This is a genomic window from Prauserella salsuginis, from assembly GCF_024648885.1.
In the GTDB taxonomy this organism is placed as follows: Bacteria; Actinomycetota; Actinomycetes; order Mycobacteriales; family Pseudonocardiaceae; genus Prauserella; species Prauserella salsuginis.
In genome coordinates this window covers 364,616-379,374 of the sequence record NZ_JANBBF010000009.1, presented here as the reverse complement: position 1 = coordinate 379,374, position 14,759 = coordinate 364,616, and the positions used below count along the sequence as shown (strand labels likewise).

The following is a 14,759-nucleotide window of genomic DNA, read 5'->3' as shown; positions in this document are numbered from 1 at the left end:
GTGCACAACAGCCGGAGTTGTCCACAACTTGCTGGACACGCCTTGGGAAAACCGCTCGCGACGGTAGGCTGGAGTTGGGGTCGTCCCCCGGAGAGGGTGGGGGCATGCCCACCGGAAATCACGATCACGACGCCTCCTCGAACGACACGGTCTCCTCGAACGGCACGGTGTTTGATCGACACGTGCGGGGTGCGAACGGCTAGTAGGCGAACGACAACGGCTCGTCGTCGGGGTCGTCGGGCGCGCCCGCCTGGCCGCGACTGGAACCGCCGTTCGATCCGCCACCGCCCGAATCGTCGCCCGAACCGTCCTGGTCCCCGTCGCCACCCGCCCCTAGACGAGCGGCGGCCTTCGCGGGCATCACGCTCTCGATCCCACCGCGCACGTACTTGGCCATCAGGAACACCTCGACCACCCCGAGCACCGCGTACAGCAGGGTCAGCGACAGCAGCGACAGCCACACCTCGCCCTGGCTCACGCGCGACACGGCCATCGCGGTGTACATCCACACCCCGTCGACGCCACTCGGATCCGGGTTCGGCACCACCACGAACGGCTGCCTGCCCATCTCGGTGAAGATCCAGCCTGCACTGTTGGCGATGTACGGCAGCGCGATGCTGCCCAGCGCCATCCACGGGAACCAGCGGCCGCCCGGGATCCGCCCGCCGCGCGTCAACCACAGCGTGGCCACGCCGACCAGCGCCGACAGCGCGCCGAAACCGATCATGATCCGGAAGCCCCAGTAGGTCACCGGCAGGTTCGGTACGTAGTCCACCGGCTTGCCCGCCAGCTCCCCGAGCGCCGGGTCGTCCGGATAGTGCGAGCCATACTTGTCCTGGTACTCCCCGACCAGCTCCTGCACGCCCTTGACCTCGGATGAGAAGTCGCCCTCGGCTAGGAACGACAGCAACGCGGGCACGTTGAACGTCTTCACGCTCTCGCAGTCGGCGTCCGACACGTCGCCCACCGCGATGATCGAGAAGCTCGCGGGCTGCTCCGTCTCGCACAGCGCCTCCGCGGCCGCCATCTTCATCGGCTGCTGCTGGAACATCAGCTTGCCCTGGAAGTCACCGCTCACCACGAGCACGGCAAACGCCACGACGCCCGTCCACGCGCCGAGCTTCACCGACGAGCGCCACACCGCGCGGTGCTCGTCGTCCTCGCCGCGCCGGCGCCACAACCGCCACGCCGCGATACCGACCACGAACGCCGCGGCCACGGCGAAGCACCCCGCCACGGTGTGCGGGATCGCGGCCAACGCCGTGTTGTTGGTCAACACCGCCCAGATCGAGTTCATCGTCGGCTTCCCGTCGACGAACTCGGCACCCACCGGGTGCTGCATCCACGAGTTCGCCGCCAGGATGAAGTACGCCGACGCCACCGTGGCCAGCGAGAACGCCCACGCGCACGCCAGGTGCACTCGCTTCGGCAGCCGATCCCAGCCGAAGATCCACAGGCCGAGGAACACCGACTCCACGAAGAACGCGACGAGCCCCTCCATCGCGAGCGGCGCACCGAACACGTCCCCCACGAACCGGGAGTACTCGCTCCAGTTCATGCCGAACTGGAACTCCTGCACGATCCCGGTCACCACGCCCATGGCGAAGTTGACCAGCAGCAGTTTGCCCCAGAACTTGGTCATCTTCAGGTAGCGCTCGTTGCCCGTGCGCACCCACGCCGTCTGCATGCCCGCGACCAGCACCGACAGGCCGATCGTCAACGGCACCATCAGGAAGTGGTAGACGGTCGTGATCCCGAACTGCCACCGCGCGAGCTCCAGAACTTCCACGATCACGACTCTGCTCCGCGGATGCACCCGGCCGACAGGTACGCCGGTCCCGACTACTACAGGACGTAAGTCCCGCCCGCCCCGCGCCGTCGCCCGGCGAACCGGGCATTCCCGCTCCGCAGCCAGCAATTTCGGCACGCCGAAAAAAACTGTGAGCCGCGGGTTCGTGCAATTTCATCGGGCGCCAAAAATGCCGATTCGCGTGATCGATCCGCTTGATTTTCGGCAATTCCCCTTTATCGTTGAAGTGACCAAGGGGTGAAACTACTGATGTCCACTGCGCTGCCGGCCTTCTTCACGGCGTTCGCGCTGGTCTTCCTGGCCGAACTGCCGGACAAGACCACGGTCGCCACACTGGTGCTGACCACGCGTTACCGCGCGGGAGCGGTGTGGACCGGCGTCACCGCCGCTTTCGCCATTCAAACGCTCGTCGCCGTCGCATTCGGCGGCGCATTGACATTACTTCCCGAACGCCTCGTTTCGGTTGCCGCCGGCGTCATGTTCGGCGTCGGCGCGGCGATCCTGCTGCGCTCGGGATTCCGCTCGGCCGACGACACCGGCGAGGACGCGATGCGCAGCGGGCCGGCACGCGTCCCGTTCCTCCGGGCGGCCACCGCGTCCTTCGGGGTGTTGTTCGCCGCGGAATGGGGCGACGCCTCGCAGCTCGCCACGGCCGGTCTCGCCGCCCGCTACGTCCAGCCGGTCGCGGTCGGCCTCGGCGCGTTCGCCGCCGTCGCGTGTGTCACCGCGATCGCCATCGTGGTCGGCAGCAAGCTCCGCCACCGCATCCGTCCACACCTGCTGCAGCGCGCCGCAGGCGTGGTGTTCGCCGGACTCGCCGCCTACGCGTTCGGCTCCGCCCTGCTGGGCTGACCCCGACAGGGCGGAACCCCACCGGGACGGCCCATACCGCAGCCGACGACGAGACGCACCGGACACGAGCACCCGCGCACGACTCGCAGCCGCTCACCAGGGAACACCTGCGAGCACCCGGGCTCACTCCGTGCCGAGCAGCCCCAGTTCCACGAGGTCACCCACCGGGCGGTCGAACTCGGCGCACGCGTACGAGGCGAACATCGCGCGCACCGCCGTCGCCGCCTCGTCGGAGAGCCCGCGAGCCTCGTCCGCCAGCGCAGCGCCGTCCGTGCTGGCCAGCGCCCCGCGCACGTCACCGCCCGACAGGCACCGCGCCGAGGCCACGAGCAGATTCAAGAAACCGTGGTGCTCGATGCCGTCGTCGGCGGTGTGCCGCACCGCGCGGTGCAGACTGTTCGTCGCCTTGAACGTCGCACCCGTGGAGGCCGCGACCACCGAGAGGAAGTCGGCCACCTCGTCGACCTCGGGGAAGTTCTCCGGCGACTGGCCACCGCACCGGATCTTGGGCCTGCTGCCGTGTTCGATGACCTTCTGCACGCCGTCGAGCCAGCCGACCCCGCGCCGCGGCTCCACCACGCGCACGACGTCCTCGGGCACGAACTCCGAGACCCGCTCGAGCCACACCTCGTCGACATCCGACGGCGCGGGCATCTCGACCATCTTCAGCGCCAGCAGCTCACTCCTGGACTCCACGATGGAGATCGCCTTCGGCACCCCGCCGAGGCCCGTGTCGATGATCAGCGACAACGGCAGCGGCTCGGCCGGCTTGATCTTGATGAGTTCCGTGATCAACTCGGGCAGCCGCGACGCCTGGCACAGGAAGACGCCCAGCACGCCCGACCTGTCGCCGCTGCGCGAAGCGAAGTGCCCCTTCAGCGCTTCCGGCATGGCCGCGTCGCTGGGCGGAAAGAGCGCCGAGTCGTCGACGAGCCGAGCGAACAGCGGAGGGACTCCGCGAGGGCCGGGGGGCGTGAGTTCCACAGCGCTTGACACGCCTCACACGCTAATAGCGCCCGTTTTCGGGATGAATATCGGGATGACCGCAGACCCGCAGCCGGTACCGCCGCGCCCCGCCTCACCAGGGCCGCTCGGGTATTCCCCTCACCGTGGACATAGGTTAGCCTCGCCTTAGTTGGAGGTGACCGGTGACCCGTACCCGTCCGCACACACCCCGGACCCCGCTTCCCGCGGAACGCGCCAAGAGCATCGCCACCCGCGGTGGACCCGCCGTGCTGATGCCCGCCGTCAACCGCGACCCCGCGTCCGGACCGCACACCGAACCCGTACTGCACCACGTGCACGCAGGCGGCCGCGCCAGCATCCTGCTGCCCGACGACGACCCGCTGGTGCTCGCCGTGGGCGGCCGGTCAGGCACCGGCGGCGACACCGGCGCCGCCACGCCGGCAGGAGAGCTCGCCATCACGCTCGAGATCACCGACGAGGCCCCGGTCGCGCTGCGCAGCCCCGTACGAGGCCTGCTGTGGCTCACCGGCTGGCTCCGCCGACTCGACACCCACTCCGCCCGCACCCGTGCCGTCACGATCGCCGAGCAGCGCGCCGAACCGAGCCTGCTCGACCTCGGCCACGGGCTGACGATGCTCGACCTCATACCCACCTCGTTCGTACTCGCCGACTCCGAGGGCACCGACTCGCTGACCACACAGACGTTCGCCTCGGCCAGCCCCGACCCGTTCTGTCGGCACGAGTCCGCGTGGCTCCGACACCTCGAACACGCCCACCCCGAGGTCGTCACCGCACTCGCCCGGCATGTACCCGACGAACTGCGCGGCGGCCGAATCCGCCCGCTCGGCATCGACCGTTACGGCCTGCGACTGCGCGTCGAACACCCCGGAGGCCGCAACACACCGGACCCGTCCGGCACCACCGTCGACCACGACGTGCGCCTCGCCTTCGACGAACCCGTCGACTGCCGGCAGCGACTCGGCCTCGCGCTGCGCAAACTCGTCGGCTGCCCCTTCCAGCCACCGGGCCCGGACGCGCGGGGCTGAGCCCGCGACATCGAGTCGGCAGCGTTGCCCCAGCAGCGTTGCCCCAGCAGCGTCGAGCCCGTGAAGCCGGGCCGCGGAGGCGATCGCGACGATCCCAGCGCGGCGAGGCCGGCAGTCAACAGCCGGAAACACGAGAACGGCGCCCCCGGGAGCAGTACTCCCAAGGGCGCCGTTCGTCTCGCGCTCACCGGCAGGCGTTACGCCTTCACCTTGCCGTCGTCCCCGGTGTCCGGGTCCTCGACGACGCCGGCGTCCACGAGGCTGCTCGTCACGTGATCCGCGAGCTCCTCGCGTTGCATGCGCCGCTGGGCACGTAGCGCGGCTTTGCGTTCCGCGCTCAACTCGCGCCAGATCGACACGCACATACCGATCATCACGACACTGAACGGCAATGCGATCAGGATCGCGACCAGCTGCAATGTGGACAGACTGTCCTCGCCCGGCAACAGCAGCGCGATGGCCACCGCACCTTCGGCGACACCCCAGAACACGCGACTCCACGTCGGCGGGTTCGGGTTGCCGCCCGAGGCGAGCATGTCGACCACCAGCGAACCGGAGTCGGACGAGGTCACGAAGAACAGCACGATCAGGATGATCGCGCCGACGATGACCACGCTTCCGCCGGGCATCCCCTCGAGCAGGGCGAACAGCGACGTGTTCGTGTCGACCGTCGCTGCGCCGTCCTCGACGCCGATCAGGCCGCCCTGGCCGAACAGCTCACGGTAGAGCGCCGTGCCACCCATGACGCAGAACCAGATGATCGCGACCACGGTCGGCACCAGCAGCACACCGGCGACGAACTGACGCACCGTGCGGCCACGCGAGATCCGCGCGATGAACACACCCACGAAGGGCGCCCACGAGATCCACCAGGCCCAGTAGTACGTGGTCCACCAGCCCTGCCACTCGGTGCCGTTCTCGCCCGAGTAGGCGGTGGTGTTGACGCTCATCTGCAGGATGTTCTGCAGGTAGTCACCGAACGTCTGCACCACGTCACGGAAGATGAACAGGGTCGGACCGGCGATCAGCACGAAGATCAACAGCGCGGCCGCGAGGCCGAGGTTGATGTTCGAGATGTACTTGATGCCCTTCTTCAGACCCGTGACCACGGACACCACCGCGGCCGTCGTGATCGCACCGATGAGGATCACGTAGGTCAGGTTGTTCGGCTCCTCGATGACGTCGATGAAGCTCAACCCGGCAGCGACCTGCATGACGCCGAGACCCAGCGACGTCGCGACACCGAACAGGGTGCCGCAGATCGCCGCGATGTCGATGACGTCACCGATCCAGCCGTTGACCTTCCTACCCAGCACGCCCTCGAGGGCGTACCGGATCGACACCGGCCGCTTCTTGCGGTGGATGGCGTACGCGATGGCCACACCGACCACGACGTAGATCGCCCACGGGTGCAGCCCCCAGTGCAGCACCGCCTGCAGGATCGAGTCGTGGGCGCCCGCTTCGGTGCCCTCCTCGATCCCGGTGGCGCGGTTCGGGATACCGGCGAAGTGGTTAAGTGGCTCCGCCACCCCCCAGAACACCAGACCGATACCCATGCCGGCCGCGAACAGCATCGCGAACCACGAACCGAGGCCGAACTCCGGACCCTCGTCGTCGGGTCCGAGCTTGATGTCACCGAAGTGGCTGACACCGATCCAGATCGCGAAGGCCACGAACACGGACACGAGCAGCAGGTAGTACCAGCTGAACGTGCCGATCACGGCGTCCTGGATGTTCCCGACGATCTCCGCGACGGTGTCGGGGAAGATCACCGAGATCAGGACGAAGGCCAGCACGATGATCACGGAGGGCCAGAAGACCCTCGGCGCGACCCCCTTGTGACCAGAGGATTGACCCTTCGGCGATGTGGATGGCGCGGCCTCAGCTTCTGACGTTTCCGCCACGAGGCTCTCCTCCTTCATCGTTTCTTTCAACCGCTGCACCCTAGTAGGCCGTTCGGGCGATTTATTGATAACCGGCCGCATTGTTAGTGGGATCGTGATGATTCACGATTCCCCCGGTCGGTGTCGGGCCCGTGACGGGGCGTTAGTGTTCCCGGGTGTCCTCCGGCCAACGCGATCGCCTGAATCGCTGGTTGCGCAGGTGGTTTACACCTCACAGCGCACCGTTTCCACCGCCGGTTCCCACCGGTGACGACGCTCGACGACGGCGGATGCTGACCGTCGAAGTCGTCCTTGTGTTTACGATCACACTTGGTTTATCAGGCGCACGCTCTCTGCTCTCACTGGTCGACGCACTGCTACAACCCGAGACGCTGAGTGATCAAGAGGTCGCGATCAACACGTCTCGGGCCACCAACGAGATAATCGATCTCCTCTTCCAACTACTCAGCGCCACTCAGCTCGTCGCGTGGGGCGCACTGGGCGTGTACCTGCTGTGGCGCGGCGGCATGAAGCTCGCCGAGGTCGGCCTTCCGCGCCGGCCGCAGGCCGCCGATCTGCGATGGAGCATCGGTCTCACCGCGCTGATCGGGATCCCGGGGCTGCTGTTCTACCTCGCCATGTGGCAGTTCGGTCTGAACCTCGCCGTGCAGCCGTCGACACTGGGTGAGACGTGGTGGCGGCCGATCACGCTGACCCTGTCGGCCTTCGGCAACGGCTTCGCCGAGGAGGTACTCGTCGTCGGGTACCTGATCACCCGATTGAGACAGCTCGGCATAGGCGAGAATACGAGCTTGATCATTTCCGCGGTCCTGCGCGGTTCGTACCACCTCTACCAGGGCTTCGGCGGATTCCTCGGCAACGTCGCCATGGGATTGATCTTCGGCCGCGTGTGGCAGCGCACGAACCGCCTGTGGCCACTGGTCGCCGCGCACACCCTGCTCGACGTCGTCGCGTTCGTGGGTTATTCGGCGGTGCGCGACCACGTCGCTTGGCTGCCGTAGTCGCCTCGTCCTGATCGACTCCCCGAACCGCTCGCGGTCATGATCGCCGACCTGACCACGACCAGGAGGTTTGCACGCATCATCGAACGTGTGTTCTACTTGTGACCGGCGCCGCGCAGGGGCTGCCGACCTTCACCACCGTCCGGACTGCAGGGGATCCGGACGTCGGAAGGAAGCCCCGGCATCGAACGGACTCGGCGTCGAACGGACTCGAGTTCGAACAGACTCGGCCTCGAACAGAAGAGCACCGAATGGACTCGGCGCCGATCAGAAGAGCGTCGAACAGAAGGAAGGTACGTCGCGGGTACGACAGTTCGTCGACCCAGCGGCAGTGCATCGACTCACCGGCAGTTCGTCGGCCAACCGGCGCCGCCGGGAGGTGGCGATCGAGTGGGGAACGCAGGCGGACGGGCAGCGCCGCCGCCGAAGACGGAAAGGACTGTGTCGGAGGGGATGGAGATGGCCTGCAAGATCACTCACCGGGCCTTGCGCGACCAGCAGATCCGGTTCGCGAACCGGGAGGCGGCGGAGCGGTACGCCGAGATCATGGGCGGCGGTGTCGAGAACTGGGTGTTCACGACCGTGCCCTCGGTCGTCGCCGAGTACGGCTGGGGTCCCTACCCGGAGCGCGCACCACGAAACCGGGAGCTGACGCCCGCCGGGTGACTACGCTCACGCGCGTGACGAACACAGCCAACACGATGACCGGCCCGGGCACGGACGACACCACGACGATCGCCCCGGGCGTCGACAGCGAGGTCGGCCCGCTGCGGTCGGTCCTGCTGCACCGGCCCGGCGGCGAGCTCACGAGGCTCACACCGCGCAACAACGACCAGCTGCTCTTCGACTCGATCCCGTGGGTCGAACGTGCCCAACAGGAACACGACGCGTTCGCCGAGGTGCTCGCCTCACGTGGCGTGGAGGTGCTGCTGCTCGCCGACGTCCTCGGCGAATCGTTGGCCGATCCACGGGCGCACGCCGCAGGGGTGCACGCCGCGGTGGACGAACGCCGACTCGGCAGCGAGCTGGCGGACGCGCTGCGCTCCCACCTGTCCGGCCTCGGCGCGGGCGCGCTGCGCGAAACGCTGATGCGTGGGATGACGTTCGAGGAGCTGCCTGCCTCCGAAGGCGCATCACTCGTACGGAAGATGCACCACGCGCACGACTTCGTGGTCGATCCGCTGCCGAACCTGCTGTTCACGCGCGATTCGTCCGCATGGATCGCCGACCGGGTGGCGATCTCGTCGCTGGCGATGCCCGCCCGGAGCAGGGAAACGGCGCTGCTGGACCTGGCGTACGCGTACCACCCGCGGTTCCGCGGTGCCTCGCGTGCGTACGGCGCGCATTCGGCTCCGGTCGAAGGCGGCGACGTGCTGTTGCTGGCGCCGGGAGTGCTGGCCGTGGGCGTCGGCGAACGGACGACGGCCGCGGGCGCCGAGTCGCTCGCGAGGTCGGTGTTCGCCGACGGCATCGCGCACACGGTGCTGGCCGTCCCGATCGCGCAGAACCGCGCGACCATGCACCTGGACACCGTGTGCACGATGATCGGCCCCGACGCGGTCGTCATGTACCCGCTCGCGCGCGACTCGCTCGTCGCCTACACGATGCGGCCGGGTGACGACGTCGCCGCCGACGGCACCCGGGAGCTGCGCGTGGACGGACCGGAACCGTTCCTCGACGCCGCGGCCACCGCCATGGGCATCGATCGGCTGCGCGTGATCGACACCGGCCTCGATCCCGTCACCGCCGAGCGGGAGCAGTGGGACGACGGCAACAACACGCTCGCGCTCGCGCCCGGCGTGGTCGTGGGCTACGAGCGCAACACCCAGACGAACGCACGCCTGGAGGAAGCGGGCATCGAGGTGCTGGCCATCGCCGGTTCCGAACTGGGCTCGGGACGCGGCGGCCCGCGCTGCATGTCCTGCCCCATCGCCAGGGGCCCGCTGCCGAGCGCGTCCTGAACACCCGCACCGGCGCTCCCGCACCGGCGCTCCCACATCGACGCGCTCCCGCATCGGTGGCCGCCGCACCGCGGCCACCGGAGCGGTGACGTCGGGGCGGCGACGGCCGGAACGGTGATCGGAGCCGGAATCAGCCGGGACGGAGACGGCCGGACGGTGCCACAGGAGCGGTGACGCCGGGGCCGGCGCGCAACGGTGACGGCCGAACGGCGACGGCCGAACGGTGGCGCGAACGGTGGTGCCGGAACGGGCCTGTCGGGACGGGCCTGTCGGGACGGTGCCTGCCGGGAGCGCGCTCGGAGTCGGCGGCCGCCGGAGTGAAGCCCCTCAGGGCGGCCGCCGGGGTGCAGCGACCGCCGAGGCGGCGCCGCTCGCGTGGCGACCACCCGAATGATGCCTGCCGGAGTGAACCACCGCGACCGGGAGCCTGCCCCGCAACGGCCGGGAGGCGCTCGCGGCGACCACCGACCCGACCCCGAACCGGTGATCTCTCGGCGGGATACCCATCGCGGACCGTGATTTATTCCCCAAATGAGGGACAATCGACAGGCTGAGATATAATTAAGCCTCACCTAAGTCATTCCCAGAACTTAGGTGAGGCTTAATTTATTTAGCTCATCCTTGGCTAAGGAATTGTAGGCAAATGCGCTCCGGATCACCAGCCCCCGGGTGGAAAAAAGTAGAACCAGGGGCGTACATTGAATGCATGCCCACCACGACGAAGAAGCAGAATTCCCAGCAGCCGCGTTCCAAGTTCTACGAATTGCTGCAGGGTCAGGTCCACAACGAGTTCCACGCCTCGCAGCAGTACACCGCGCTGGCCGTGTGGTTCGACAACGAGGACCTGCCCGAGCTCGCGAAGTTCTTCTACGCGCAGGCCATCGAGGAGCGCAACCACGCCATGGCGCTCGTGCAGTACATGATGGACACCGACCACCACGTGACGATCCCCAGCACGGGCGAGGTGCGCAACGAGTTCTCCAATGCCAAGGAGCTGGCGGAGCTGGCCCTGGAGCAGGAGAAGGAGGTCACCAGCGACATCAAGACGCTGACGAAGGCCGCCCGCTCCGAGGACGACTTCCTCGGCGAACAGTTCATGCAGTGGTTCCTGAAGGAGCAGGTCGAAGAGGTCGCGACGATGAGCACGCTCGTGAACGTGTTCGATCGCGCCGACGGCAACCTGTTCGAGGTCGAACGGTTCGTGCACAAGCACCTGCAGAGCGACGACGCCGACGACGACATGCCGGAGGTCGCGGGCGGCAAGCTCTGACGCTTCCCGTCGTGGCACACGCAGCGTTCTAGAACCGGAAGGGGCGGCGCCCCTCGCGGTCGATCCTGATCACGGATCAACCGCGAGCGGAAGCGCCGCCCTTTTCGCATTCTTCGCAAATTCCATGAGGGAAGGCTCACCTCACGGCACGCTAACTGCGAACCACGGGAAAGACGACCCGGCTTCGTCCGCATTCGGCGGTTGCCACGGTTCACCACAACATTCGCTCCTAGCCGATCTCCGTCCCCGGCCAAGGCGATCACCGGGACGACCGGCGGCCCACTCATCCGTCGCCCGAACCGAACGAGGTAACAACATCGCCCCCTTTCGACTTGACCAGTCGTGTTTCCACCGCCACCGTAGGTTTCGGACACAAGGAGCATCTGCGCTCGGCTGACGACGTGGTCGACGGAAAGCAGGGGCACCATGAGCGAGTCAAACAGCGGTCACGGCGGACCTTCCGGCGAGGAACCGGCCCCACCCGGCCAGGCCGTCGAGGGAAGTATCGCCCAGGCCGACGCCACCCATGACGAGATCGAGGACGAGCTCCGCAGACAGGGCGTTCGACTGGGGCGGGGTGGGATCGCCCCCTCCGTCTTCTGGCCGAGCCTGATCGTCGTCGCGGCTATCGCACTGTTCTCCATCATCGCGCCCGAAACGGCCGGAAACCTGTGGAACTCGGTGCAAGGCGAGATCGTCACCGGGTTCGGCTGGTTCTACACGCTGGCCATCGCCGGATTCGTACTCTTCGCGATCTTCCTCGGGGTCAGCCGCTTCGGCGACATCACCCTCGGCAAGGACGGGGAGGAGCCCGAGTTCGGGCTGTTCTCCTGGTTCACCATGCTGTTCGCCGCAGGCATGGGGATCGGCCTGGTGTTCTACGGGGTCGGCGAGCCACTGACCTTCTACTCCGACCCGAAGCCCGGTGTCGACGGCGGTTCCGCCGAACTCGCCTCGCAAGCCATGGCGCAGACGTTCCTGCACTGGGGTTTCCACCCCTGGGCCGTGTACGTCATCGTCGGCCTTTCGCTCGCCTACGCAATTCACCGCAAGGGCCGCCCGGTGTCCATCCGCTGGGCGCTGGAACCGTTGCTCGGGGACAAGGTCAAGGGCTGGCCCGGCGACGTGATCGACGTGCTGGCCATCGTCGGGACCTTGTTCGGTGTGGCGACGTCGCTCGGACTCGGCGTGACCCAGGTCGCCAGCGGTCTCAGTGAGATCGGGGTGGTCGACGAGGCGAACAATCTGCTGCTCGTCGTGCTGATCGTGGCCATCACCCTGGTCGCGATCGTGTCGGTGGTCAGCGGGATCGGCCGTGGCATCCGCTGGTTGTCGAACTTCAACCTGTCGCTGGCCGGGGTGTTCCTGATCGCCGTCCTGCTGCTCGGACCCACGCTGTTCCTGGCCAGGGACTTCGTGCAGTCGCTCGGGGCCTATCTCGCCAACGTGCTGCCGCTGACGTTCGACGCGTTCGCCTACACCGGCGACGCGGGTATCGAGTGGGCAGGCAGCTGGACGATCTTCTACTGGGGCTGGTGGATCGCCTGGGCCCCGTTCGTAGGCGTGTTCATCGCGCGTATTTCACGAGGTCGCACGGTCCGTGAGTTCGTCGCCGGCGCGCTGCTCGTGCCCACCCTCGTCGGTTTCCTGTGGTTCACGGTGATGGGTGGCACGGCCATCGACCAACAGCAGCGGCAGGGTGACCTCGTGCCCGAAGGCGGAGTGGTCGCCGAGGAGGCACTGTTCAACACGCTGCAGAACCTGCCGCTGGGACTGATCCTGTCGGTCATCGCGATCATTCTGGTGGTCATCTTCTTCGTCACCTCCTCGGACTCGGGTTCGCTCGTGGTCGACATGCTCGCTTCCGGAGGGCACCCCGACCCGCCCATCTGGAGTCGCGTGCTGTTCGCATCCCTCGAGGGACTCGTGGCCATCGGACTGCTGCTCGCGGGCGGCGACGAAGGGTTGTCCGCGTTGCAGGCTGGCGCCGTTTCCACCGGGCTGCCGTTCGCCGTCGTGCTGGTGGCGATGGCGGTCGCGTTGTACAAGGCGCTCAACTCCGAGCACCGCGCGATCATCAGAGCCGAACGGCGCATCTACCGCCGCGAACTCGCCGGGGAACTGTCTCAGGACTTCGACCGGCACTTCGGGGAGCAGGTCGACGACCGCATCGACTATGCACTGTCGACCACGACCGGAATCTGGAACCGGGCGGACAAGCGCACCCCGATCAGTACGTTGTCCCGCGCTCGGCGGCGTGGCAAACGCCAGCGTTCCTCCGGGGGCCCCTCCGACGAGGGCGGTCCGTCCGGTGGAGGCGGTCCGTCCGGCGAGGGCGGGCCCTCCGGCCAGGGTGGGCCCTCCGGCGGAGGTGGTCCGCCCGGAGGTGTGGCGCCGGACTAGCCCACGCCCGTACGGCCGGGCCCGCTCCCCGCGAGCGGCCCACTCTCGACAGCGGCCCACTCCCCGCAGCGGCCCACTCCCGGCAGCAGCTGACTCCCTGCGAGTGGCTCGCTCCCGGCGAGTGGGCCGTTCGCAGCCGGACGGCCGGCAGCCCGCTTCTCAGCAGCTGACGTCGGGGTTCGGCACGGTCAGCCGTAGCGTGACAACCTCGTCGGCCTCGACCCCGAAGACGTACCGGGAATCCGCTTCGGGGTTCTCGCGCGCCCACCGGCCGTCGTCAGAGCGTTGCAGCTCCGGGTAGGCGCGGTTCAACTGCTCCCACGACGACCCGACGACGATGCGTTCCGGTGTCTGCGCGGCGTCGGCCTGGAACCGCACGATGCCGTGCCCGCCGCGGACGGCGACCCGCGAGATCGCGGGGTCGGCCACCTCGTACGAGCGGCATTCACCCTGAGCGGGCGGCCCTTCTCCGGGATCCATCGCGCCGGTGGACACCGCCTCGTCGTAGGTCATCAGCAGGTGCAGGGGTTCTTTCCCCGATTGTCCGAGTGTGGGTGGTGGCTGCGGTTCGCCCGCCTCGGTGCTCGTCCCCGGCGGCGGATCCGCGGGCGAAGGGCCCGGCCGTGTCGACGTCGGTATCGCCGGGGGTGCACTCACGGGGGAACTCGGCCGGGACTCCCGCGTCACCGTCGGCGCCTCCGACGTCATCTGTTCGCTGCGCGGGCCCTCGTCGTCCGATGCCGGAGCGCCGCTCGAGTGCACGATGCCGCTAGAACGGTCAGCAACCGCGACGTCGTCGGGGCGAGGCTCGCCGCCGGCCCCCGCCAGTGCCAGTCCCCCTGCCACGGCACCGACCATCACGAACACACCCGCGCCAGCACTGAACGTCGCGCGCCTCCGCCTGCGACGGCCGGCACCGGCGACGATCGCACCGGGGTCGGGTGCCCGACCGGCACCGAGTTCCGCGCTGCCGAACAGCCGCCGCAGCCCCTCACGGACCTCCGGGTCGTCGCGGTCGTCACCCGTGCCCGTCATACACCGCCGCCCTCCCCGCTGCCTCCGGATCGTCCTCACCGAGCCGCCCGCGCAGCGTCGCGAGCGCCTTGCTGGCCTGGCTCTTGACCGTCCCGGCCGACACGCCCAGCGAACGGGCGATCTCGGCTTCGGACAGTCCCTCGTAATAACGCAGCACGACGACCGCACGTTGCCTCGGCGGCAGATCTTTGAGCGCCTGCCACAGCGGTTCGTGTTCGAACGGGTCGGAGGGCGTCGCCGCGCCGGTCTCCGGCAGCTCAGCGACGAGGTTCTCCCGCCTGAGTTTGCGCCAGCGGCTGATGTGGGCGTTGGCCATCGACCGGCGGACGTAGGCGACCGGGTCGGCGGTTTTGCGCTGCACGTTCGCCCAGCGAGAGCCGACCTTCTCGAGCACCGTCTGCACCAGATCGGCGGCGTCGTGCGGGTTGCCGGTCAGCGCGTGCCCGTAGCGCATCAGCCCGGTCAGGTTGGCCTCGACGAAGTCACCGAAACCCGTGAGGTCGTTCGCCAC

12 protein-coding genes are annotated in these 14,759 nt (G+C 68.1%); 7 read left to right on the top strand and 5 right to left on the bottom strand.

Annotated elements, in window-relative coordinates; translation table 11 throughout:
- Positions 1-199 precede the first annotated feature (199 nt).
- Positions 200-1,789, bottom strand: coding sequence for a cytochrome ubiquinol oxidase subunit I (locus tag LY40_RS08545; RefSeq protein ID WP_258936467.1), 1,590 nt, complete (start codon positions 1,787-1,789; stop codon positions 200-202).
- A 270-nt stretch (positions 1,790-2,059) separates the two neighbouring features.
- On the opposite strand from LY40_RS08545, the gene LY40_RS08540 reads away from it, so the two are divergent.
- A complete protein-coding gene (locus tag LY40_RS08540; RefSeq protein WP_183780594.1) occupies positions 2,060-2,662 on the top strand; it encodes a TMEM165/GDT1 family protein in 603 nt (200 codons plus the stop codon).
- A gap of 123 nt (positions 2,663-2,785) precedes the next feature.
- Here LY40_RS08540 and LY40_RS08535 read toward each other — a convergent pair whose 3' ends face one another.
- The gene (locus tag LY40_RS08535; RefSeq protein WP_308216688.1) at positions 2,786-3,646 is read right to left on the bottom strand and encodes a hypothetical protein; all 861 of its coding nucleotides are present in this window, start codon (positions 3,644-3,646) and stop codon (positions 2,786-2,788) included.
- A 164-nt stretch (positions 3,647-3,810) separates the two neighbouring features.
- Between LY40_RS08535 and LY40_RS08530 the strand changes: the two genes are divergently transcribed.
- Positions 3,811-4,674, top strand: a complete 864-nt coding sequence (locus tag LY40_RS08530) for a DUF2470 domain-containing protein (RefSeq protein ID WP_258936466.1) — start codon at positions 3,811-3,813, stop codon at positions 4,672-4,674.
- A 197-nt stretch (positions 4,675-4,871) separates the two neighbouring features.
- On the opposite strand, the gene LY40_RS08525 is transcribed toward LY40_RS08530, so the two are convergent.
- Complete coding sequence (locus tag LY40_RS08525; protein WP_258936465.1) at positions 4,872-6,578, bottom strand: BCCT family transporter; 1,707 nt, start codon at positions 6,576-6,578, stop codon at positions 4,872-4,874.
- 269 nt (positions 6,579-6,847) lie between these two features.
- Here LY40_RS08525 and LY40_RS08520 point away from each other — a divergent pair, with 269 nt between their 5' ends.
- From LY40_RS08520 to LY40_RS08500, 5 genes are all read left to right on the top strand, one after another.
- Positions 6,848-7,579 carry a CPBP family intramembrane glutamic endopeptidase gene (locus tag LY40_RS08520; RefSeq protein WP_183780597.1) on the top strand — a complete coding sequence of 244 codons (732 nt, stop codon included), beginning with the start codon at positions 6,848-6,850 and terminating at the stop codon, positions 7,577-7,579.
- Positions 7,580-8,038: 459 nt separating this feature from the next.
- Positions 8,039-8,245: a hypothetical protein gene (locus LY40_RS08515; RefSeq protein WP_183785113.1), complete on the top strand. Its 207-nt coding sequence runs from the start codon at positions 8,039-8,041 to the stop codon at positions 8,243-8,245.
- A 35-nt stretch (positions 8,246-8,280) separates the two neighbouring features.
- Positions 8,281-9,540 (top strand): arginine deiminase, encoded by a 1,260-nt coding sequence (locus LY40_RS08510; RefSeq protein WP_258936751.1) that lies wholly within the window; start codon positions 8,281-8,283, stop codon positions 9,538-9,540.
- A 706-nt stretch (positions 9,541-10,246) separates the two neighbouring features.
- Positions 10,247-10,810, top strand: coding sequence for a ferritin (locus LY40_RS08505; protein WP_258936464.1), 564 nt, complete (start codon positions 10,247-10,249; stop codon positions 10,808-10,810).
- 426 nt (positions 10,811-11,236) lie between these two features.
- The gene (locus LY40_RS08500) at positions 11,237-13,213 is read left to right on the top strand and encodes a BCCT family transporter (protein ID WP_258936463.1); all 1,977 of its coding nucleotides are present in this window, start codon (positions 11,237-11,239) and stop codon (positions 13,211-13,213) included.
- Between the two features lie 159 nt (positions 13,214-13,372).
- On the opposite strand, the gene LY40_RS08495 is transcribed toward LY40_RS08500, so the two are convergent.
- Positions 13,373-14,248: a hypothetical protein gene (locus tag LY40_RS08495; protein WP_258936462.1), complete on the bottom strand. Its 876-nt coding sequence runs from the start codon at positions 14,246-14,248 to the stop codon at positions 13,373-13,375.
- Positions 14,232-14,759 carry a SigE family RNA polymerase sigma factor gene (locus LY40_RS08490; protein ID WP_183780610.1) on the bottom strand — a complete coding sequence of 176 codons (528 nt, stop codon included), beginning with the start codon at positions 14,757-14,759 and terminating at the stop codon, positions 14,232-14,234. The genes LY40_RS08495 and LY40_RS08490 overlap by 17 nt, the downstream gene beginning before the upstream one ends.

Excerpts from the sequence above, each read along its gene's own strand:
- LY40_RS08540 (WP_183780594.1), top strand. The coding sequence starts at position 2,060 with ATGTCCACTGCGCTGCCGGCCTTCTTCACGGCGTTCGCGCTGGTCTTC.
- LY40_RS08520 (WP_183780597.1), top strand. The coding sequence starts at position 6,848 with ATGCTGACCGTCGAAGTCGTCCTTGTGTTTACGATCACACTTGGTTTA.
- LY40_RS08515 (WP_183785113.1), top strand. The coding sequence starts at position 8,039 with ATGGCCTGCAAGATCACTCACCGGGCCTTGCGCGACCAGCAGATCCGG.
- LY40_RS08510 (WP_258936751.1), top strand. The coding sequence starts at position 8,281 with ATGACCGGCCCGGGCACGGACGACACCACGACGATCGCCCCGGGCGTC.
- LY40_RS08505 (WP_258936464.1), top strand. The coding sequence starts at position 10,247 with ATGCCCACCACGACGAAGAAGCAGAATTCCCAGCAGCCGCGTTCCAAG.
- LY40_RS08500 (WP_258936463.1), top strand. The coding sequence starts at position 11,237 with ATGAGCGAGTCAAACAGCGGTCACGGCGGACCTTCCGGCGAGGAACCG.
- LY40_RS08495 (WP_258936462.1), bottom strand. The coding sequence starts at position 14,248 with ATGACGGGCACGGGTGACGACCGCGACGACCCGGAGGTCCGTGAGGGG.